Below are 19,298 nucleotides of genomic sequence, written 5' to 3' on the forward strand. Positions count from 1 at the left end.
CGACTAGTGGCCTTGCGCACCGCATGGCGCTGGCTATGCTAGCTGTAACTAACTATGTCGACCGTCATGTTAGCCATGATTCAACGCTGCCAGAGTGCGCATTCAAAGGCACCGGACACTGAACCAACAAGGAACCTGTTTTTACATGGAAGTTCTTCTGCACGTTAGGGCTGGCCCGCTCGCGGGCTATCAAGAGAAGGATGTCTTGATGAGAGCGTCGTTGCATGGATGCTCGGATTAAACATCATTTATCACCTGACAACTTCCTCCAGTGGAGGAATGCGTGTGCCTGTTCTGTGGAACGTAGTGGTGGATTCTGAAAGACCTGAACTTTCATCAAATCAAAAGACCGCGCGGAAGGTGAAACAACCATGTTCAACCTACATCACAAGGCTGACCTGCAGGAAATCGAGCGTTTCAGCGGTGCCTTGACCGAAGCCAATGCCAAACTCGAAGCGATCAGCCGCTCGATGGCGATGATCGAATTTACCCCCGAAGGCATTGTTCTGGATGCCAACGACAACTTCTGCAAGACCATGGGTTACAGCGCCGAGGAAGTGCGTGGCAAACATCACCGGGTGTTTTGTGAAGAAGCGTTTTACCGCAGCGAGGAATACGCCAGATTATGGCGCGACCTGGCCCGGGGAGAGCCGATCAGCGGGACGTTTCTGCGCTTGAACAAAAGCGGCAAGGAGATTTGGCTCGAAGCCAGTTACATGCCGGTGCACGGCCCGGACAAACAAGTCAAAAGTGTGATCAAAGTGGCGGCGGACATCACCGCACGGGTCAACAAAGAGCACGAAGAAGAAAGCATGCTGGCGGCGATCAGTCGTGCGATGGCAGTGATCGAGTTCACCCCGGAAGGCAACGTGATTACCGCCAACGACAACTTTCTCAGAACGATGCAGTACTCGCTCAATGAAATCGTTGGCCACCACCACAGCCTGTTTTGTCATCGCTCGGAATCTGAGTCGGCGCAATACAAGGCATTCTGGGCGTCGCTCAATCGCGGCGAATATCACTCGCACCGTTTCGAACGCAAGAACAAATCCGGGCAGATGGTTTACCTCGAAGCCTCGTACAACCCGCTGTTCGACGCCAAGGGCCGCCTGTACAAAGTCGTGAAGTTCGCCAGCGACATCACCCAGCAGATGACTACGCTGCAGAACGCCGCGGAATCGGCCCACAGCACCTCGGTACAAAACGACGCCTGTGCACAAAAAGGCTCACAAGTCGTGCAGCAGACAGTGCAGATCATTCAGGACATTTCCCGCGACCTCAACGAAGCGGCGCTGAGCATCGACGCGGTCAGCAAGCAATCGGACATCATCGGCACCATCGTCCAGACCATTCGCGGGATTGCCGATCAGACCAATCTGCTGGCGCTCAACGCCGCCATCGAAGCGGCCCGGGCCGGTGAGCATGGGCGCGGGTTTGCGGTGGTGGCGGATGAAGTGCGAAGTCTTGCGGCGCGCACCAGTCAGGCGACGCTGGAGATTGTCGAGGTGGTGCGCAAAAACCATGACCTGTCACTGAGTGCGGTGTCGAGTATGCAGTCCAGTCTGAGCCGCACCGGGTTGGGTGTGGAGCTGGCGAACGAGGCTGGGGAGGTGATCCTGGAGATTCAGCAGGGATCGCGGCATGTGGTGGATGCGATCGGGCAGTTCAATGAGACGCTGCAACTGAACTGACAACCCAAAAACGACTGTAGGCGCTGCGGCACGCTGCGATCTTTTGATCTTGATTTTAAAGTTCAAAAGATCGCAGCGTGCCGCAGCTCCTGCATGGGTTTCTATGCCGCTTTGAAATCAAAGCGCCGCAAGAAACTTGTCCGCCATTTTGTCGCTGTCCTTGACGTCATTGACGTTCTCTTTCTCCGACTGAGCCAGTTGCATCTTGTCCTGCAGGCGCTGGGCGATCTCTTTGCCGATGGCCAGTTGTTTCTCCGGCGGCATGGCCTGGATGTCTTCCTCGCTAATGCCCATGTCCTTGAGAATGCTGTCGCGCAGACGCTGTTCCGGCGATTTGCTCATGTAGTCCTTGAACGCGTCGGTGGCCGAGGTGCCGGCGGTGCTGCTGGCGCCCGTGGCATCGGTGGTTTGCAGACCGACGCGGGTCTTGGCGAACGCCTCGTCGACGTTGTCGCTGATGCGCGTGGCGGCGGCCACCTGTTGGGTGGCGATCTGCGTGGCCGAGTCCTGGACCCTGGAGGTCGCGTCGGTGGCTTGCGATCGGGTCTGGTTCTGCAGCGATTGCAGCATGGCGCCGTGCAGGCCGCTTTGCAGACCGGCAGCGGCGGTCGTGGTCGCGTCTTCCGCCAGCCGCTTGGGCAAGTGGATGAGTTGCTGCTGTTTGGCACTGACCAACATCATGATGGGGACCTATGAATAATTGCTGACGAGCGTATCCGAGCAATTACCGTGCCTTTCATGAAAATCCTTTTATTTCAATGACTTGATTATTATTCGTGTGAAGTGCGGCGGTCATCCCTTGCCGTCAGGCGGCAGAGGATGACCGCGCGGTGATCAGCGATGGGCAATGTTTTCCAGTGCCAGGTTGCGCGTGCGCGGGCCGAAATAGCCGATGGTCAGCATCACGATCAGCATGCTGCTGACGATGAACGCCAGCACCCCGGGCGTGCCGAAGTTATCCAGGAACAGCCCGATCAGCAGGCTGCTGAATACCGTCGACAGGCGACTGAACGAATAGCAGAACCCCACCGCCCGGGCGCGGATGTTGGTCGGGAACAATTCGCTCTGGTACGAGTGATAACTGAAGCTCAGCCAAGCGTTGCAGAAGGTGATCATCACCCCGCAGAAAATCAGGCCGAAGGCGCTGGTCTGCAACGCGAACAAGGTACCGAAAGTCATGGAGCCGAGGGCCGAACCGACGATCTGCCACTTGTTCTCGAAACGGTTGGCGAACTTCACGAACAGCAGCGGCCCGAGCGGGTAGGCGAGGGTGATGATGAACGCGTACATCAGGCTGTGGGTGACGCTGACGCCTTGGCCCGACAGAAGCGCCGGCAGCCAGTTGCCGAAGCCGAAGAAACCGATCGCCTGAAACACGTGAAAGACGATCAGCATCAACGCCCGGCGGCGATACGGCGGTTGCCAGATATCGGCGAAACGGCCCTTGCCCTCGACGTCGACGGGCACCGCTTCGGGGGCGTCCAGCGGTTGGCGGTGATCCTTCTCGCAGCGTACTTCGATGTCATCGAGAATCCGGTTCGCTTCATCGAATCGACCATGTTGTGCCAGCCAGCGCGGCGACTCCGGCAGACGCTTGCGCAGCCACCAGATGAACAGCGCGAACACCGCACTTGCCAGCACCACCCAACGCCAGCCTGACACCCCGAACGGCGCCTGCGGCACCAGCCACCACGACATCAGCGCCACCGCCGGCACCGACAGAAACTGCACGAAAAAGGCGAAGGCAAACGCTGAGCTGCGCATGCGTTTGGGCACCAGTTCCGAGAGGTAGGCGTCGATGGTCACCAGCTCGATACCCAGACCGATGCCCACCAGAAAGCGCATGCAGATGATCCCCAGCGCCGAGCTTTGAATGCCCATCAGCACCGTGGCGACCGTGTACCAGACCAGCGCAAAGGTGAAGATTGCGCGGCGGCCGAAACGATCAGCCAACGGGCTGAGCAGGCTGGCGCCAAGGAACAGACCAAGAAACGTCGCCGAAGCAAACGCCGCCTGATCGGAGAAACCGAACACACCCTGATTGCCAGTGGCGAAGATCCCGTCGCGGATCAGCCCGGGGCTGATGTAGGCGGTCTGGAACAAGTCATAGAGTTCGAAGAAACCGCCGATCGACAACAGTGCCACCAGCCGCCAGATCGTGGCGACGGCAGGGAGGCGGTCGATGCGGGCGGAAATCTCGGCGGCGCGTATCGGGTCAATGCCATCGCGTTGCGCGGCGGCGGGGGTGTGAGCAGTCATGGGCTGATCCATTTTTTATTGATGGAAAAGCTTAGCCTGCTATCGGAGTTTACGGATTGTGAATATCGGCGGTTTGCCCCTAAAAGCCGCCGATTTCTTGCAATAACTGTTTGCCAATTAACGATTTATGCCGCAGCGGCGGAATCGGGCAGCGCCGACGCCGGCAAGCCGAAGATGCGATCGAACAGCCAGTTGAAGGCGAACGTGTAGCACGGGATGAAGATGATCAGCGCCAGGTCCAGCAGGAACGCCTGCACCAGGCTGATGTTCATCCACCACGCGATCAGCGGGATCAGGAACACGATTAACGTCAGTTGGAAACCGACCGCGTGGGCGATGCGCCGTTTGACCGTGCGCGTGCGCGACTTCTGGCGGCTTTCCCAATGTTCGAACAGCGAGGTGTAGATGAAGTTCCAGGTCACGGCGATGGTGGTGATGATCACCGCCAACGGCCCGGTGCTGCCCGGCGAGGTGCCGGACAACAGCGCCAGGCCGAGGGCGGAGAAGGTCATGCCGATCACTTCGTAGAGCGACACATAGACCAGTTTGCGTTTGACACCTTGCATGCGGATTTGCCTCTGTTTGCAATCGATGGCCAGCGGAACTGGCGGAGGCGGCAAAAGATAGCTTCAATAGTGGTGACAGAAAAAGTCAGTAGCTTTCAGTTTTGATGATAGGTGGTGGTGTGAATTTCAACAGCGACAGCATCGAATTGTTTCTCGCGGTGATCGAACGCGGCTCGTTCTCCGCCGCTGCCCGGGCGCTGGGCCGGGTGCCGTCGGCGGTCAGCATGGGCATCGGCAATCTGGAAGCGGAACTTGGCTATTCATTATTCGACCGTAGTCATCGCGAACCGCAGCCAACAGCGATGGCGCTGTCACTGGTGCCCCATGCGCGGTTGATTGCCGAGCAGCTCAAGCAACTGCAAGTGCATGCGGTGGAGTTGTCGCTGGGGCTGGAGAGCAAGTTGTCGATCGGTGTGGTTGCGGACATCGATCGTCGCCGCTTGCTTGCCGCGATCAAAGTGATTGCCGAGCGCCATCCGCTCCTCGACATCGAAGTGCTGACCGCGCCGCAGGACGATGTGCTGGCGATGCTGCACAGTGGCCGCGTCAGCGTGTGTCTGGCGTTTGCCGGGTTGAGCATGAACGTGCTGGAGCGTTTTCAGTTTGTCGGCAGCGAACGAATGATCGCCACGCTGGCGGCGGACAGTCCGTTGTTGCAGGGGCAGGATCTGTTTCTTGAAGACCTGGTGCACGTGCGGCAGATCTTCGTCGCCAGCCGCGACCTGCCGATCAGCGAAACCCGGCCACTGGTGGCCGAATCCCACTGGCGCACCGACACTCTGGAGGCGGCGCTGGAGATGGTCGAGGCGGGACTGGGCTGGGGCAATTTCCCGTTGTCGGTGGTGCAGCCGTGGCTGGACAGCGGGCGCTTGAAGCGGCTGAACTTCCGCAACATCGAAAACGGCCTGGTGCTGCCGGTGCACGCGGTGTGGCTCAAGAGCCAGCCGTTGCAGAAGGGCGCGTTGGCTCTCGTCGAACTGCTCGGTCACTGAACCCAACACCTGTTTACTGTAGGAGTGAGCCTGCTCGCGATAGCGGTGTGTCAGTCAATTAACCTGTCACTGCAAAACCGCAATCGCGAGCAGGCTCACTCCTACAGGATTTTGCAGCGTGCAGGCGATCCTTGTAGGCGTTGTCAGGTACTCTCGCGAATCTTCAGTTCAAAGCCCATGTCTTGCACCGGCCGCGCCACGCTGTTGCCGGCCATCAACGTCAGCATCTGCTCCGCCGCGCGCCGGCCAATCGCCTCGCGCGGGGTGTTGATGCTGCTCAGGCGCGGCACCATGTGCTCGGACATCGGCAAGTCGTTGAAACCGAGAATCGCCACCTGCTCGGGAATCTTGATCCCGTTGCGCAGTGCTTCGAGCAAGGCACCCTGCGCGAGGTCGTCGTTGCCAAAGAAAATCGCATCAACGTCCGGATGCGCCGCCAGCAATTGCAGAAACAACTCACCGCCCAGGCCCACCGACGAGGAGCGCGGGGTCAGCACTTCCAGGTCGGGGTCATAACGCCCGGCCTTCTGCAGAGCTTTGCGGAAACCCTCGCCGCGCAACAACGTGCGCTGATCGAGTTGCGCGCCGATGTAGGCCAGGCGCTTGCGGCCGCGAGAGAGCAAATGCTCGGCCGCCGTTTCGCCGGCGCTGAGCTGGGAGAACCCCACGCAGTTCACCCCGGCGGCGCTGTCCAGTTCCATCATGTACACGCAGGGAATGTTGCTGCTCTCAATCATCCGCCGCGAACTTTCCGTGCGATCAAACCCGGTCAGCAGAAAGCCACGGGGCTGATAAGCCATGTAGTTGCGCAGCAGGTTTTCTTCTTCATCGCGCGAATAGTGGAAGTTGCCGATCAGCACTTCGAAGCCCTTGGGCGTCAAAACCCGATGAATGGCTTCCAGCGTATCGATGAACAACAGGTTGGACAGCGACGGCACCAACACCACCACCGAATGGCTCTGCGCCGAGGCCAGGGCGCGGGCGGCAGGGTTGACCACGTAGTTGAGTTCGAGTGCGGCTTTCTGGACTTTTTCCACCAGTTCGGTGGCCACGGTACTGACCCCGCGCAAGGCACGGGAGGCGGTAATCGGGCTCACGCCGGCGAGGCGGGCAACTTCATTGAGGGTGGGACGGCCGGTGGTGCGCGTGTTTTTATCGTTTTTGGGGGTGGTCATCGGGCGGCTTGCCAAACAAAAATCAAGGCACTAAGGTAGCGCTGTCCTGATGCAGCTGCAAATGCGTAAGCGAGGTCCTGCCTGATCTTCGCTTTTTGGCGTTGGGCGCAAACCTGCTGCAACCCAAAAAAACGACAAGAAGGCGTCGGCAACTTCTGCCTGTGCACTAGAGTCATAGCTAGCAAAGGTAGCGCTGTCTGCGCGCTGAGGTGTTATATGAGTCATCCCATCACCGCCCTGGTCATCATGGGCGTTGCCGGTTGCGGCAAGACGTGCGTCAGCGAGGCCCTGTGCCAATTGAGCGGCGCCACTGCCATTGAAGGCGATACTTTTCATCCGGCCGCCAACATCGAAAAGATGAGCGCGGGGATCCCCCTGAACGACGACGACCGCGCCGGCTGGCTCGACAGCCTGTGCGATGAGTTGCGCCGTGTCGATGCACAAGGCCAACGCCCGGTGCTGACCTGCTCGGCCCTTAAACACAGTTATCGCGAAGTGTTGCGCAGTGCCTTGCCGGGCCTGGGCTTCGTGTTTCTTGAATTGACCCCGGAAGTCGCCGCCGACCGTGTATCCCACCGGCCGGGCCACTTCATGCCGGCGACGTTGATCGAAAGCCAGTTCGCCACCCTCGAGTCGCCCAAGGGCGAGCCGTTGACCCTGGCGTTGAATGCTTCGATTCATAGCGTTGAAGAACTGGCAGCACAGGCTCACGTCTGGTGGCAGGCCCACGGTCTGAAACAGGCGGTATGAGTGTGTTGAAAGAGATAGCGCTGTCCTCACGACTTCTGTTTAACCCGCTTTAATAACAACAACAATCCAGGAGACACCCCCAATGTTTGGCATGTCCCACGACGCCTACCTGCTGCTCGATGCAGTGGTCACGGTAATCGGCCTGATTATCCTGATCACCAAATTCAAGCTTCACCCGTTCATTTCCCTGACCATCGCTGCGGCGTTCCTCGGTCTGACCTCCGGGATGCCGATCGGCACCATCATCAAGGCGTTCCAGGACGGCTTCGGTGGTGTGCTCGGTTTCGTCGGCATCATCCTCGCGCTGGGCACCATGCTCGGCAAAATGATGGCCGAATCCGGCGGGGCCGATCAGATCGCCCAAACCCTGATCCGCGCTTTCGGCAAGGACAAGGTTCAGTGGGCGATGATGTTCGCCGCGTTCCTGGTGGGCATTCCACTGTTCTTCGAAATCGGCTTCGTGCTGCTGATTCCGCTGGTGTTCATCGTCGCCCGGCGTACCGGTGTGTCGATCATCAAGATCGGTATCCCGCTGCTCGCCGGCCTGTCCGCCGTACACGGTCTGGTGCCACCGCACCCGGGGCCGCTGCTGGCCATCGGCGTGTTCGGCGCCGACATCGGCAAGACCATTCTCTACGGTCTGATCGTTGCACTGCCGACCGCCATCATTGCCGGTCCGATCTTCGGTACGTTCATTGCCAAGCACATCCCCGGCCACCCGAATCAGGAACTGGTCGATCAACTGGCCCGTGAAAACGATGACTCGGCGACACTGCCGAGCTTCAGCATCACCCTGATCACCGTGCTGCTGCCGGTGTTCCTGATGCTGCTGAAAACCTTCGCGGACGTGGCGCTGCCTGACGGTCACTTCTTCCGCACCTGGATGGACATGATCGGTCACCCGATCTCGGCACTGCTGCTGGCGTTGCTGCTGTCGCTGTACACCTTCGGCCACAAGCAGGGCATCGGCTCCCAGCAGATGCTCAAGTGGCTGGACGCGAGCCTCGCACCGACCGCCGCGATCATTCTGATCATCGGTGCCGGTGGTGGCTTCAAGCAGATGCTGGTGACCAGCGGCGTGGGCGACGTGATCGGCCACATGGCGGTCAGCGCGCAGATCTCGCCGATCCTGCTGGCGTGGCTGGTAGCGGCGGTGATTCGTATCGCCACCGGTTCGGCGACGGTAGCGACCATCACTGGCGCGGGTATCGTGGTGCCGGTGGTAGGCATGATTCCGGGCGTCAACCGTGAGCTGCTGGTACTGGCTACCGGTGCCGGTTCGTTGATTCTGTCTCACGTGAACGACGCCGGTTTCTGGCTGGTGAAGCAGTACTTCAACATGACCGTGGCCGAAACCTTCAAGACCTGGACGGCGATGGAAACCATCCTGTCGGTGGTTGCGTTGGGCTTTATCCTGCTGTTGTCGCTGTTCGTGTAAGCAGCTTCTTGCAGGCACAAAAAAACCGCAGCGATGCGGTTTTTTTGTGCCCGAAATCTCAAGGTTGAACACATTCCCCTGTAGGAGCTGTCGAGTGAAACGAGGCGGCGATCTTTTGATCTTTGAAAATCAACAGCAAAAGATCGCAGCCTTCGGCAGCTCCTACAGGAGATCTACGTTAGTTGCCGGTTTTCGGGGCCAGCCCATCCGCCCGGAACATCCCGCGAATCCCGCGCACGGCCTGACGAATCCGGTCCTGGTTTTCGATCAGCGCGAAGCGCACATGGTCGTCGCCGTACTCACCAAAACCAACCCCCGGCGAGACGCAGACCTTGGCCTCGGCCAGCAGTTTCTTGGCGAATTCCAGCGAGCCGAGGTGTGCATAAGCCTCGGGAATCTTCGCCCAGACGTACATCGAAGCCTTCGGGTTCTCGACCATCCACCCCAGCTCGTGCAGGCCTTTGACCAGCACGTTGCGGCGCTGGCGGTACTGCTCGGCGATGTCGCGCACGCACTGCTGATCGCCTTCCAGCGCGGCAATCGCCGCCACTTGCAGCGGGGTGAACGTGCCGTAGTCGTGGTAGCTCTTGATCCGCGCCAGCGCGTTGACCAGCTCCGGGTTGCCAACCATGAAACCGATGCGCCAGCCGGCCATGTTGTAGCTCTTGGACAGGGTGAAAAACTCCACCGCGATGTCCTTGGCGCCCGGCACCTGCATGATCGACGGGGCTTTCCAACCGTCGTAGACGATGTCGGCGTAAGCCAGGTCGTGAATGACCAACACGTCGTACTGTTTGGCGAGGGCGATCACCCGTTCGAAGAAATCCAGCTCCACGCACTGCGCGGTGGGGTTGGACGGGAAGCCGAGGATCATCATCTTCGGCTTCGGGATCGATCCGCGAATCGCGCGTTCCAGTTCAGCGAAGAAGTCCACGCCCGGCACCAGCGGCACCGAACGTACCTGGGCGCCGGCAATCACTGCACCGTAGATGTGAATTGGGTAGCTCGGGTTCGGCACCAGTACGGTGTCGCCCTGATCCAGGGTCGCCAGCATCAGGTGCGCCAGGCCTTCCTTGGAGCCGATGGTGACAATGGCTTCGCTCTCCGGGTCGATGTCGACCGCGTAGCGCTCCTTGTACCAGTTGGAAATGGCCCGACGCAGGCGCGGAATGCCCTTGGACGTGGAGTAACCGTGGGTGTCTTCGCGCTGCGCGACCTGCACGAGTTTTTCGACAATGTGCGGCGGCGTGGCCCCGTCGGGGTTGCCCATGCTCAAGTCGATGATGTCTTCACCACGACGCCTGGCGGCCATCTTCAGCTCGGCGGTGATGTTGAAAACGTAAGGGGGGAGTCGATCAATGCGCGCAAAGCGGCGCGGCGAACCTTGTTCAGCCATTGTTGCCTCGGATAACGTAAGCGCCCGGAACCGTCCGAGCGACGCTGGTCACTGCGGTGACCTGTTGGCGAAGATAAGGGCAGTGATGGCAGACTGTCCAGCCTGTATGTAAACAATTTTTTCCCAAGGAAATCGGTAGATGGAATTCACCAGCGGCTTCTTGCTGAGCCTCTCGCTGTGCCTGGACATCGGCGTGGCCAACATCGCGATGATCACCCTGGCGATGCAGCGCGGTTACTTTCAGGGTTTCGCGTTGGGCCTCGGCACCTGCGTCGGTGACTTGATCTACGCGGTGCTGGCGCTGGCCGGGATGACCGTGCTGCTGCAGTACGAAAGCGTGCGCTGGGTGCTGTGGATCGGCGGTTCGGCACTGCTGATCTATTTCGCGGCGAAGATGATCTATTCAGCGATTCACCACGAGGCGCAACTGGCGGCGACTGCAGAGGTAGGGCAGAACTCGCACCGCAAAGAGTTCTTTCGCGGGATCTTCCTCGCCATGTCCTCGCCGAGTGCGATTCTGTGGTTCGCCGCTGTCGGCGGCACCTTGATCGCCCGCTCCGGTGGCGGTGGTCCGGTGAGCTCGGCGCTGTTCCTCGGTGGTTTCCTTTGCGCCGGGCTGCTGTGGTCGGCCGGTCTGTGCTTTGCCGCGAGCCACGGCGGCAAGCTGCTGGGCGACAAGCTGCTGCGCTACTCGTACATGGCATCGGCAGCGATCTTCTGCTATTTCGCTGTTTACGTGATCGTATCCGGTTATAACGAGTTCGTTGGCTCCGGGGCCGCCGACCAGTTGCACGCCTTGTAACATTGCGATTCGGGTTTGGCTTCTATACTCACCAGCCGAACCCCTATTTTTTGTTCCAGGAGTCGAGTCATGGATGAGCAAAAACGCGTCGAAGTGGCTGAACCTCGCTTCGAACATGGACACTTCCTGCTGATTGCAGGATTTCGTGGTCGATTTACCCAGGACAGCGCCAAGGACATTCCCGCGCTGTGGGAAAAGTTCTTGCCGCACTTGGGAAAGATACAGGGACAAAAGAACGAAGTGACCTACGGCGTCTGCAGCAATTTCGACGGCCAGGGTGGCTTCGATTACATCGCCGGGGTGGAAATCAGCAAGCTCGATGACCTGGACCAGAAGGTCTACCAGTGGATCGAAGTGCTGCCCCGCCAATACGCCGTGTTCGAGCACAAGGGACCGCTCGAACAATTGCCGCAGACCCTGCAATACATCTACAAGACCTGGTTGCCGACCTCCCACTATGTGGAGCTCAACGCCCCGGAGCTGGAGCGTTACAGCGCCGATTTCAATCCGCGGCTGCACACCGGCAAACTGGAAATCTGCGTGCCGGTCGATACCAAGGCCTGAGCCACAACCCGAGGCGGATCACTGATCCGCCTCAGGTTGTTCAACCGCGTTTACCCTTGCCCACCCGTCGCGCCCGCAACAGGTCGATGCCCAGGGTGATAAAGCCGAACGTACTGATGCCCAACACCATCAACAGGCCGATTTCAACGCTGCTCATAAGCGGTTTCCCCCAAGGGTGATCAGAGACACACCTCAGAAATAGCCCGCCACCAGCACGAAGAAAAGCGCTTATACGCAGGCTTTACGCCGCCCATGCGGATCGATATGAACACCTTATTCCTTTATGCTTTGTGCACTTTTCTCCGCTGATTTTCGAGCCGCCATGAACACCGTCATCCGTAATGTCACCGCCGCCGACCTGGATCGCTGCTACGCCATCGAAACCGTTGCCTACGAAGGCGATGAGGCCGCCACCCGCGAGAAGATCGCCACGCGCATCGCCACCTGGCCGGACGGCTTCATCGTGGCGGAAGTGGACGGGGTGGTCGCCGGTTTCATCAACTCGGGCGCGGCGTTTGATGTGCAGATGTCGGACGAGGCGTTCAAGGAACTGATCGGCCACGATCCGAAAGGGCCGAATGTGGTGATCATGTCGGTGGTGGTGCACCCGGACTATCAAGGCCAGGGCCTGGCCAAGCGGCTGATGGCCGAGTTCATCGAGCGCATGCGCGGGATGGACAAGGCGACGATTCATTTGATGTGCAAGGAACAGCACATCCCGCTGTACGCCGGGTTCGGCTTTGCCTACATCAAACCGTCGGAGTCCGACCATGGCGGGATGGCGTGGCACGAGATGATCCTGACCCTGTAAACACGTCCCCTGTAGGAGCTGCCGAAGGCTGCGATCTTTTGATCTTGATCTTGATCTTGAAAAACCAAAATCAAAAGATCGCAGCCTTCGGCAGCTCCTACCGGGGACCGTGGTGGGTCAGTAGAGGCTGTCGTGCACCCGCTTCGGCGCTTCGCGATCGTAGGTTTCGGCATCGAACTGGCCGTCATTCAGGCGCTTGTGGAAAGCGCCGGCAGAGGGCAGGGCGGAGCGCGGCAGGTGGGTTTGCAGGTTCCACGCATCGGAACGGACGAAGGCTTTCGAGCAATGGAAAAACGCCGCTTCCACCGTCACCCGCAACACCGTTTTCGCCGGTTTGCCGTTCACCGCGAAGCTTTCCAGCAGCTCTGGATCGGCGCTGATCGTCGCGGTGCCATTGACCCGCAACGTCTCGCCAATCCCCGGAATGATGAACAGCAGCGACACCCTTGGATCGTGCAGCACATTGCGCAGGGTATCGATGCGGTTGTTGCCCGGGCGATCCGGCAGGGCCAGGGTGTTTTGATCAATGATCCGCACAAACCCCGGCGCATCACCGCGCGGCGAATTGTCGAGGCCGTCGGCGCCCAGCGAGCTGATCATCACCAGCGGCGACAGGCGCACCATCGCCTGATAGTCCTCGTTGAGAAAACCGATCTGCTTGCGTACCGCGCGCTCGTGGGGCAATCCGTAAATGGCTTCCAGCGCTTCGATTGAATCGATCATCGTGCATCCCTCGATGACTCAGAAAAACAGGCCCATGCGCCGCTCGTAACCGATTCGCCCCTTGTACGCTTCGCCGCTGTCGACGAAACCGTGTTTGGCATACAGCGCGATGGCGGCGTCGTTATCGGCGTCCACCGACAGCTCCAGGCCCTTGATTTCCGGCCATGCCTCACGCGCAATCTGCGGCAACGCTTGCAGGCAGGCCTTGCCGTAACCCTTGCCTTGTGCCCGATGATCGACCTGCAAGGCGTGCAAGGTGGCGCTGTGTTCATCGGCCCAGGCCGGCAACACGGGTGGGCGCTTGAGCAGCAGGAAGGCCATCGGCACTTGATCCGCCAGCAGCGCGAAGCCCTTCACGCCGGGGCCGGGTCTGGACAGCAGCGTGTGCAGCGCGCCGTGGATGTCGCCGGAAAACTTGATCTGCTCGGGATGGATTTCAATCGCCTCGACTTGCTGACGCTGCAGGGCGTTCAGGCTGTCGTACGGCACGAGTTGGGCTGACACGGGAATTTCCTTTTTCCTACAAAGATGAGCCTCGGATTCTAGCGATTTTGTGTTCGGCGGAATTTTTTTTGTTTTGTCTGTCGATCGACTCGATTGCCGAACGACTAAGGGTGTCTTCACAACAAAAACACGGAGAACACCATGAGCGCACAAACTGACATCCAGACCCTGATCAACACTTACCGCGAAGCGGTCATGACCAAGAACGTCGAGAAAGTCATGGCGCTGTACGCCGACGACATCGTCTCGTTCGACGCGATCAAGGCCCTGCAATTCAAGGGCAAGGCGGCCTACCGCAAGCACTGGGAAGCCTGTATGGAGATGTGCCCCGGCCCGCACGTTTTCGAGTTCCACGAGATCGCCATCGAAACCGCCGACAACCTCGCCTTCGCCCATTGGGTAGCCAACTGCGGCGGGACCAACGACAAGGGTGAAACCCAGAGCTGCTGGATGCGCGCCACCGCGTGCTATCGGCAGGTGGGCGGGACGTGGAAGATCGTCCACGAGCACTGGTCGGCACCGTTCGATCCGATGAGCGGCGCCACGCTGTTCGATGTGCAGCCCTGATCTTCAGCCATAGTTGATCCGTTCGAATCAGGAGAAAGCCATGAAGTATCTATGCCTGGTCTACAGCGATGAGCGCCTGCTGCACACGCTGCCCGACAGCCCGGAAGACGCCGAATGCTGGGCCTACGCCGAGTCGATTCAGGGCTGCGGGCGGATGGTCGCGGCCGAAGCGCTGGAATCGGTGCAGACTGCCACCACGGTGCGCATGCGCAACGGCAAGCTGTCGATCACCGATGGCCCGTTTGCTGAAACCAAAGAGCAACTGGCCGGTTTCTACCTGATCGACGCCAAGGACCTCAACGAAGCGATTCAGGTCGCCGGGCACATTCCGGCGGCCCGGGTCGGCAGCGTCGAAGTGCGCCCGGTGCGGCAGTTGAATGTCTGAGGTTCGGGCGCGGGTCGAGCAGGTCTATCGCGAAGACTCGCGGCGGATCCTTGCGACGCTGATTCGCCTGCTCGGTGATTTCGACCTCGCCGAAGAAGCCTTGCACGAGGCGTTCTTCGTCGCGGTCGAGCGCTGGCAGCGCGACGGCGTGCCCGACAACCCGCGCACCTGGCTGGTGTCCACCGGGCGCTTCAAGGCGATCGATGTGTTGCGCCGGCGCGCCCGCTTCAAGGCCTCGCAACCGCTGTTGCTCGCGCAACTCGAAGAACTGGAACAGGCCGACTGGAGTGGCGAAGACGTGGAAGACGACCGCCTGCGGCTGATCTTCACCTGCTGTCACCCGGCGCTGGCGGCGGATGCGCAGGTACCGCTGACCCTGCGTGAAGTCTGCGACCTGACCACTGAAGAAATCGCCCGCGCGTTTCTTTCGGCACCGGCAGCGATTGCCCAGCGCATCGTGCGGGCCAAGGCCAAGATCCGCGATGCGAAAATCCCTTATCAAGTCCCCAGCCTCAACGAGTTGTCCGAGCGCCTCGACAGCGTGTTGCGGGTGATTTATCTGGTGTTCAACGAAGGGTATTCGGCGTCGATGGGCGCTGAGCTGACCCGTGAAGACCTGACGCGCGAGGCGATTCGGCTGGGGCGGTTGCTGATGGAGTTGCTGCCGGAGCCGGAGGTCATGGGCTTGCTGGCGCTGATGCTGCTGCACGAGTCGCGGCGGCCGGCGCGCACCTCGCCCAGCGGGGAATTGGTCCTGCTGGACGATCAGGACCGTTCGCGCTGGGATGCCGGGCTGATTGCCGAAGGCTGTGCGCTGGTGGAACGTGCGCTGACCACCCGGCGCTTCGGGCCGTATTGCCTGCAAGCGGCGATTGCAGCGGTGCACGCCGAGGCGCCTTCAGCGGCTGAAACGGATTGGGAGCAGATCGTCGGGCTGTATGACGTGCTGTTGCGCGCGGTGCCGTCGCCGGTGATCGAATTGAATCGTGCGGTGGCGGTGGCCAAGCGTGATGGGGCGTTGGCCGGGTTGAATTTGATTGAAGGGATTCTGGGGCGGGGCGAGTTGCAGGATTATCACCTGGCGCATTCGGCACGGGCGGAGTTTTGTCGGCAGTTGGGAAGGGGGGAGGAGGCGCGGGCGGCGTATCGGCGAGCATTGGAGTTGACGCGGCAGGAGCCGGAGCGGCGGTTTATCCAAGGGCGGCTGAGCGAACTGGATTGATCCGCGATCTTCATTGGCAGCGCCGGCCTCAAATCATCAGGGTTGCTGCCGGTGATCGAAGCGGCTTGAAGATCAAAAGATCGCAGCCTTCGGCAACTCCTACAGAAGAATGCATTCCTATGTAGGAGTTGCCGAAGGCTGCGATCTTTTGATCTATTCCAGCATTTTGCTCAATAGCCAGCTCCCCGCCGGCCCCGGCGGATAAATCCGCGACCACAACGCATCGACATACACCGGCCGCGGCCAGCCGCGCACCGTCAATTCCACCAGCGAGCCATTACCGAAGCGCCCCACCAGCCAGCGCGGCAGCGCCGCCCAGCCGAAGCCCATTTCCGCCATTTCCATCAGCATCAGGTAACTCGGCGCCGACCACACCCGACCTTTCGCCCGGCTGTCGTAGGGATTGACGATGGTCGCCAGCCGCAACTCCCGATGCTGTTCCAGCACTTGCTGATCGATACGTTCGATATGGGTCAGCACATGATCACGTTTGACGAACAGCGCCAGGTCAGTGCGCTCGGCAACCGTTGACGTCACCAGATCCGGCGGATAGCTATCGCGCATCTCGGCGAACGCCAGGTGCGCGCGGCCACGCTGAACGAGTTCGATCAGGTCGTCGCACTCGGCGATCAGGCATTCCAGTTCCAGGTCCGGATAACGCTGTTCGAAGTCGACCAGTGCCGCTTCGAAACGCGCCGATTGGTAGGTGTCGGAAATCGCCACGGTCAGTTTCGGCTCGACGCCTTGCGTCAGTTGTCGGGCGGTCATTTCCAGACGGCTGGTGGCCGCCAGAATCGCCTCGGCCCGTTGCAGCATCACGTGGCCGGCCGGGGTCAGGGTCGGTTTGCGGCTGCTGCGGTCGAACAGGATCAGGTCCAGATCAATCTCCAGACTCGCGACGGCGGCACTGATGGTCGACTGACTGCGCCCCAGTTTGCGCGCCGCTGCCGAGAACGAACCCTGAGTGGCGGCTTGAACAAACGCCAACAGCACTTCCTGCGAGGCCATGAACTATCGCCTTGGTCGATGGTTATTGGTTATGAAGTATCGGTGTGAGGATGGATCATGGCAACCATCTTCACTCAAGGAGTCAGGCCATGACGGCTAACAAGTCCATCACTGAACGTATCTTCCAGGCCATTGGTTTCGAGTTTCTGGCGATTCTTATCTGCACGCCGTTGCTGGCGTGGATCATGAACAAGCCGCTGCTCGACATGGGCGCGGTGACCGTGCTGATCGCCGTGTTGGCGCTGGCGTGGAACGTGGTGTTCAACGGTTTCTTCGACCGGACGCTCAAGCGCCTGAACGTTGGGCACAACGCCTGGACGCGGGTGGTCCATGCGCTGCTGTTTGAAGGCGGCTTGATCGTGATGGGCGTGCCGCTGATTGCCTGGTGGCTGTCGGTCAGCCTGTGGCAGGCGTTTTTGCTCGATATCGGCGTGCTGCTGTTCTTCCTGCCGTACACCTACGTGTATCACTGGGGCTATGACGTGGTGCGTGCGCGGTTCATGCAGCGCAGCGCCTGTCAGGGTTAACCCAATCCCACTGTAGGAGCTGCCGCAGGCTGCGATCTTTTGACTTTGATTTTTTAAAAACAAGATCAAAAGATCGCAGCCTGCGGCAGCTCCTACAGGGACGGTGTTTGAAGTTAGAGAAACATCCCGCCCGACGCCTCGACCCGCTGCCCGTTGATCCACTGTGCCCCCGGCGCCAGCAACATCGACAGCGCACCACCAATGTCATCCGGCTGCCCGGCACGGCCCAGGGCGGTGTTGCTGGCGACCATCGCGTTCAACGCCGCGTTGTCGCGCACGGCGCCGCCACCAAAGTCGGTCTCGATCGCACCTGGCGCCAGAATGTTCACGCCGATCTGCCGCGCGCCCAGCTCCTTGGCCTGATAGCGAGTCAGCACTTCCATCGCCCCTTTCATCGCTGCATAGGCGGCATACCCCGGCAGGCTGAAGCGGGTCAGGCCACTGGAGATGTTGATGATGCGCCCGCCATCGTTGATCAGCGGCAGCAGTTGCTGAGTCAGGAAGAACGGCCCTTTGAGCTGGATGTTCATCAGCAGGTCGAACTGCTCTGGTGTGGTTTCGGCGAATGCCGCGTGCACACCGATCCCGGCGTTGTTGATCAGAAAGTCGAAGCGCGGACGCTCCAGTTGCTGCAGCGCTTGCTCAACCCGCGCAGCGAAATCAGCGAAGCTGTCGCTGCGGCCCACGTCCAGTTGCAGCATCACGGCTTTGGCGCCGCGTTGTTCCAGTTCAGCCACCAGGGCTTGAGCTTCATCGGCGTGGCTGTTGTAGGTGCCGATGATGTCCACACCTTCGGCGGCGAGGTGCAGGGCGGCGTTCTTGCCCAGGCCACGGCTGGCGCCGGTGATCAATGCGATTTTGCGGCTCATGTGAAGTCCTCGATTGCGGTGAGTGGTGATGAGCAAAGTTTATTTATCCGCCAGGGGGTGATAAACAGACTGAAACCGGAATCACTGGTCGATTAAGCCGAACAATCAAGGGGTGTCCTCATGAACAAACTGGAACTGCTGCGCACCTTCGTCCGGGTCAGCGAACTGTCGAGTTTCACCCTCGCCGGCGAGAGTCTGGGGCTGCCGCGCTCGACGGTGTCCGAGCATGTGCAGTCGCTGGAAACCCTGCTCGGCACGCGCCTGCTGCAACGCACCACGCGCAAGGTGCAGGCGACGCAGGACGGCCTGGTGCTGTACGAACGCAGCAAGGATCTGCTGTCGCACATGGACGAGATCGAGGGCCTGTTTCGTCAGGATCCGGCCTCGCTGACCGGACGGATTCGCGTCGACATGCCGAACATTCTGTCGCGCCGCCTGATCATGCCGCTGCTGCCTGAGTTCATGGCGCGCCACCCGAATCTGGAGCTGGAGATCAGCAGCACCGACCGCCGCGTCGATTTGCTCAGCGAGGGCTTCGATTGCGTGGTGCGCATTGGCGCGCAGCCGGATCAGTCAGTGGTAGCGCGGCATTTGGGCGATTTCCCGATGATCAATTGCGCGAGCCCGGCGTACCTTGAACGCTACGGTGTGCCGCGGACGCTGGAGGATCTGGCGCAGCATCGGCTGGTGCATTACGTCGGTGTGCTGGGCTCGCGCTCGGAAGGGTTTGTGTATGAACAGGACGGTCAGGTGCGGCGTCTGCCAATGGTAGGCAGCGTTACGGTCAACAGCACTGACGCTTACGAGTCGGCCTGCCTGGGCGGCTTCGGTCTGGTTCAGGTGCCGCGTACCGGCATGCAGCCGCATCTGGACACCGGCGAACTGGTGACCGTACTGCCGCAGTTCACGGCGCCGGCGATGGGGATTTCAATCCTGTATGCGCGGCAACGGCACTTGCCGCTGCGGGTGCGGGTGTTCATGGATTGGTTGGGCGAGGTCATCCGTTCGACGCTCTGACCAACACCACTTCCCCCTGTAGGAGCTGCGGC

20 protein-coding genes and 2 pseudogenes are annotated in these 19,298 nt (G+C 60.2%); 13 read left to right on the forward strand and 9 right to left on the reverse strand.

Going from position 1 to position 19,298, the window contains the following annotated elements:
• Positions 1-371 precede the first annotated feature (371 nt).
• Together KKQ10_RS28890 and KKQ10_RS28895 are read left to right on the forward strand one after the other, a co-directional pair.
• Positions 372-1,148, forward strand: a pseudogene (locus KKQ10_RS28890) (PAS domain-containing protein); the annotation flags it as partial.
• A 111-nt stretch (positions 1,149-1,259) separates the two neighbouring features.
• A pseudogene (locus KKQ10_RS28895) lies at positions 1,260-1,691 on the forward strand (methyl-accepting chemotaxis protein); the annotation flags it as partial.
• 117 nt (positions 1,692-1,808) lie between these two features.
• Here the strand turns inward: KKQ10_RS28895 and KKQ10_RS26440 are convergent.
• From KKQ10_RS26440 to KKQ10_RS26450, 3 genes are all read right to left on the reverse strand, one after another.
• On the reverse strand, positions 1,809-2,369 hold the full coding sequence (locus KKQ10_RS26440) for a hypothetical protein (protein ID WP_215502815.1): 561 nt from the start codon (positions 2,367-2,369) through the stop codon (positions 1,809-1,811).
• Between the two features lie 156 nt (positions 2,370-2,525).
• Positions 2,526-3,950 (reverse strand): MFS transporter, encoded by a 1,425-nt coding sequence (locus KKQ10_RS26445; protein ID WP_215502769.1) that lies wholly within the window; start codon positions 3,948-3,950, stop codon positions 2,526-2,528.
• A gap of 125 nt (positions 3,951-4,075) precedes the next feature.
• Positions 4,076-4,516 (reverse strand): PACE efflux transporter, encoded by a 441-nt coding sequence (locus KKQ10_RS26450; protein WP_108589278.1) that lies wholly within the window; start codon positions 4,514-4,516, stop codon positions 4,076-4,078.
• 119 nt (positions 4,517-4,635) lie between these two features.
• Here KKQ10_RS26450 and KKQ10_RS26455 point away from each other — a divergent pair, with 119 nt between their 5' ends.
• Positions 4,636-5,508: a LysR family transcriptional regulator gene (locus tag KKQ10_RS26455; RefSeq protein WP_215502770.1), complete on the forward strand. Its 873-nt coding sequence runs from the start codon at positions 4,636-4,638 to the stop codon at positions 5,506-5,508.
• Positions 5,509-5,651: 143 nt separating this feature from the next.
• Here the strand turns inward: KKQ10_RS26455 and gntR are convergent, their stop codons facing one another.
• Positions 5,652-6,683: an HTH-type transcriptional regulator GntR gene (gene gntR / locus KKQ10_RS26460; RefSeq protein WP_127651306.1), complete on the reverse strand. Its 1,032-nt coding sequence runs from the start codon at positions 6,681-6,683 to the stop codon at positions 5,652-5,654.
• A gap of 216 nt (positions 6,684-6,899) precedes the next feature.
• Between gntR and KKQ10_RS26465 the strand changes: the two genes are divergently transcribed.
• Positions 6,900-7,433, forward strand: coding sequence for a gluconokinase (locus KKQ10_RS26465; RefSeq protein WP_215502771.1), 534 nt, complete (start codon positions 6,900-6,902; stop codon positions 7,431-7,433).
• 82 nt (positions 7,434-7,515) lie between these two features.
• Entirely contained in the window at positions 7,516-8,871 is a 1,356-nt protein-coding gene (locus tag KKQ10_RS26470) for a GntP family permease (RefSeq protein ID WP_127651308.1), read from the forward strand.
• A gap of 178 nt (positions 8,872-9,049) precedes the next feature.
• Here KKQ10_RS26470 and alaC read toward each other — a convergent pair whose 3' ends face one another.
• A complete protein-coding gene (gene alaC / locus KKQ10_RS26475) occupies positions 9,050-10,267 on the reverse strand; it encodes an alanine transaminase (protein WP_215502772.1) in 1,218 nt (405 codons plus the stop codon).
• A 139-nt stretch (positions 10,268-10,406) separates the two neighbouring features.
• Here alaC and KKQ10_RS26480 point away from each other — a divergent pair, with 139 nt between their 5' ends.
• The 3 genes from KKQ10_RS26480 (at position 10,407) to KKQ10_RS26490 (ending at position 12,444) form a co-directional block, all read left to right on the forward strand.
• Entirely contained in the window at positions 10,407-11,069 is a 663-nt protein-coding gene (locus KKQ10_RS26480) for a LysE family translocator (protein WP_095137081.1), read from the forward strand.
• A gap of 69 nt (positions 11,070-11,138) precedes the next feature.
• Complete coding sequence (locus KKQ10_RS26485; protein WP_127651310.1) at positions 11,139-11,633, forward strand: GyrI-like domain-containing protein; 495 nt, start codon at positions 11,139-11,141, stop codon at positions 11,631-11,633.
• Positions 11,634-11,955: 322 nt separating this feature from the next.
• Positions 11,956-12,444: a GNAT family N-acetyltransferase gene (locus KKQ10_RS26490; RefSeq protein WP_215502773.1), complete on the forward strand. Its 489-nt coding sequence runs from the start codon at positions 11,956-11,958 to the stop codon at positions 12,442-12,444.
• 117 nt (positions 12,445-12,561) lie between these two features.
• On the opposite strand, the gene KKQ10_RS26495 is transcribed toward KKQ10_RS26490, so the two are convergent.
• Positions 12,562-13,167, reverse strand: a complete 606-nt coding sequence (locus KKQ10_RS26495; protein WP_215502774.1) for a pyridoxamine 5'-phosphate oxidase family protein — start codon at positions 13,165-13,167, stop codon at positions 12,562-12,564.
• A gap of 18 nt (positions 13,168-13,185) precedes the next feature.
• On the reverse strand, positions 13,186-13,671 hold the full coding sequence (locus tag KKQ10_RS26500; protein WP_215502775.1) for a GNAT family N-acetyltransferase: 486 nt from the start codon (positions 13,669-13,671) through the stop codon (positions 13,186-13,188).
• A 141-nt stretch (positions 13,672-13,812) separates the two neighbouring features.
• Between KKQ10_RS26500 and KKQ10_RS26505 the strand changes: the two genes are divergently transcribed.
• The 3 genes from KKQ10_RS26505 to KKQ10_RS26515 are packed head-to-tail and all read left to right on the forward strand — an operon-like array spanning position 13,813 to position 15,845.
• Positions 13,813-14,238, forward strand: coding sequence for a YybH family protein (locus KKQ10_RS26505; RefSeq protein WP_215502776.1), 426 nt, complete (start codon positions 13,813-13,815; stop codon positions 14,236-14,238).
• A gap of 40 nt (positions 14,239-14,278) precedes the next feature.
• On the forward strand, positions 14,279-14,623 hold the full coding sequence (locus tag KKQ10_RS26510; protein ID WP_215502778.1) for a YciI family protein: 345 nt from the start codon (positions 14,279-14,281) through the stop codon (positions 14,621-14,623).
• The gene (locus KKQ10_RS26515) at positions 14,616-15,845 is read left to right on the forward strand and encodes an RNA polymerase sigma factor (RefSeq protein WP_215502779.1); all 1,230 of its coding nucleotides are present in this window, start codon (positions 14,616-14,618) and stop codon (positions 15,843-15,845) included. Before KKQ10_RS26510 ends, KKQ10_RS26515 begins: the two co-directional genes overlap by 8 nt.
• A gap of 153 nt (positions 15,846-15,998) precedes the next feature.
• On the opposite strand, the gene KKQ10_RS26520 is transcribed toward KKQ10_RS26515, so the two are convergent.
• Positions 15,999-16,853, reverse strand: coding sequence for a LysR family transcriptional regulator (locus KKQ10_RS26520; RefSeq protein ID WP_215502781.1), 855 nt, complete (start codon positions 16,851-16,853; stop codon positions 15,999-16,001).
• An 89-nt stretch (positions 16,854-16,942) separates the two neighbouring features.
• Between KKQ10_RS26520 and KKQ10_RS26525 the strand changes: the two genes are divergently transcribed.
• The gene (locus KKQ10_RS26525; protein WP_127651318.1) at positions 16,943-17,380 is read left to right on the forward strand and encodes a multidrug/biocide efflux PACE transporter; all 438 of its coding nucleotides are present in this window, start codon (positions 16,943-16,945) and stop codon (positions 17,378-17,380) included.
• 113 nt (positions 17,381-17,493) lie between these two features.
• Here the strand turns inward: KKQ10_RS26525 and KKQ10_RS26530 are convergent, their stop codons facing one another.
• Complete coding sequence (locus KKQ10_RS26530; protein WP_215502782.1) at positions 17,494-18,249, reverse strand: SDR family NAD(P)-dependent oxidoreductase; 756 nt, start codon at positions 18,247-18,249, stop codon at positions 17,494-17,496.
• A gap of 120 nt (positions 18,250-18,369) precedes the next feature.
• On the opposite strand from KKQ10_RS26530, the gene KKQ10_RS26535 reads away from it, so the two are divergent.
• Complete coding sequence (locus KKQ10_RS26535) at positions 18,370-19,266, forward strand: LysR family transcriptional regulator (RefSeq protein ID WP_215502784.1); 897 nt, start codon at positions 18,370-18,372, stop codon at positions 19,264-19,266.
• Positions 19,267-19,298 lie beyond the last annotated feature (32 nt).

It is taken from the genome of Pseudomonas sp. MG-9, assembly GCF_018729515.1.
Classification (GTDB): domain Bacteria; phylum Pseudomonadota; class Gammaproteobacteria; order Pseudomonadales; family Pseudomonadaceae; genus Aquipseudomonas; species Aquipseudomonas serboccidentalis.

Bases quoted from the DNA above. Each gene is read 5' to 3' on its own strand.
- KKQ10_RS26440 (WP_215502815.1), bottom strand. From the start codon at position 2,369: ATGTTGGTCAGTGCCAAACAGCAGCAACTCATCCACTTGCCCAAGCGG.
- KKQ10_RS26445 (WP_215502769.1), bottom strand. From the start codon at position 3,950: ATGACTGCTCACACCCCCGCCGCCGCGCAACGCGATGGCATTGACCCG.
- KKQ10_RS26450 (WP_108589278.1), bottom strand. From the start codon at position 4,516: ATGCAAGGTGTCAAACGCAAACTGGTCTATGTGTCGCTCTACGAAGTG.
- gntR (WP_127651306.1), bottom strand. From the start codon at position 6,683: ATGACCACCCCCAAAAACGATAAAAACACGCGCACCACCGGCCGTCCC.
- KKQ10_RS26465 (WP_215502771.1), top strand. From the start codon at position 6,900: ATGAGTCATCCCATCACCGCCCTGGTCATCATGGGCGTTGCCGGTTGC.
- KKQ10_RS26470 (WP_127651308.1), top strand. From the start codon at position 7,516: ATGTTTGGCATGTCCCACGACGCCTACCTGCTGCTCGATGCAGTGGTC.
- alaC (WP_215502772.1), bottom strand. From the start codon at position 10,267: ATGGCTGAACAAGGTTCGCCGCGCCGCTTTGCGCGCATTGATCGACTC.
- KKQ10_RS26480 (WP_095137081.1), top strand. From the start codon at position 10,407: ATGGAATTCACCAGCGGCTTCTTGCTGAGCCTCTCGCTGTGCCTGGAC.
- KKQ10_RS26485 (WP_127651310.1), top strand. From the start codon at position 11,139: ATGGATGAGCAAAAACGCGTCGAAGTGGCTGAACCTCGCTTCGAACAT.
- KKQ10_RS26490 (WP_215502773.1), top strand. From the start codon at position 11,956: ATGAACACCGTCATCCGTAATGTCACCGCCGCCGACCTGGATCGCTGC.
- KKQ10_RS26495 (WP_215502774.1), bottom strand. From the start codon at position 13,167: ATGATCGATTCAATCGAAGCGCTGGAAGCCATTTACGGATTGCCCCAC.
- KKQ10_RS26505 (WP_215502776.1), top strand. From the start codon at position 13,813: ATGAGCGCACAAACTGACATCCAGACCCTGATCAACACTTACCGCGAA.
- KKQ10_RS26510 (WP_215502778.1), top strand. From the start codon at position 14,279: ATGAAGTATCTATGCCTGGTCTACAGCGATGAGCGCCTGCTGCACACG.
- KKQ10_RS26515 (WP_215502779.1), top strand. From the start codon at position 14,616: ATGTCTGAGGTTCGGGCGCGGGTCGAGCAGGTCTATCGCGAAGACTCG.
- KKQ10_RS26520 (WP_215502781.1), bottom strand. From the start codon at position 16,853: ATGGCCTCGCAGGAAGTGCTGTTGGCGTTTGTTCAAGCCGCCACTCAG.
- KKQ10_RS26525 (WP_127651318.1), top strand. From the start codon at position 16,943: ATGACGGCTAACAAGTCCATCACTGAACGTATCTTCCAGGCCATTGGT.
- KKQ10_RS26530 (WP_215502782.1), bottom strand. From the start codon at position 18,249: ATGAGCCGCAAAATCGCATTGATCACCGGCGCCAGCCGTGGCCTGGGC.
- KKQ10_RS26535 (WP_215502784.1), top strand. From the start codon at position 18,370: ATGAACAAACTGGAACTGCTGCGCACCTTCGTCCGGGTCAGCGAACTG.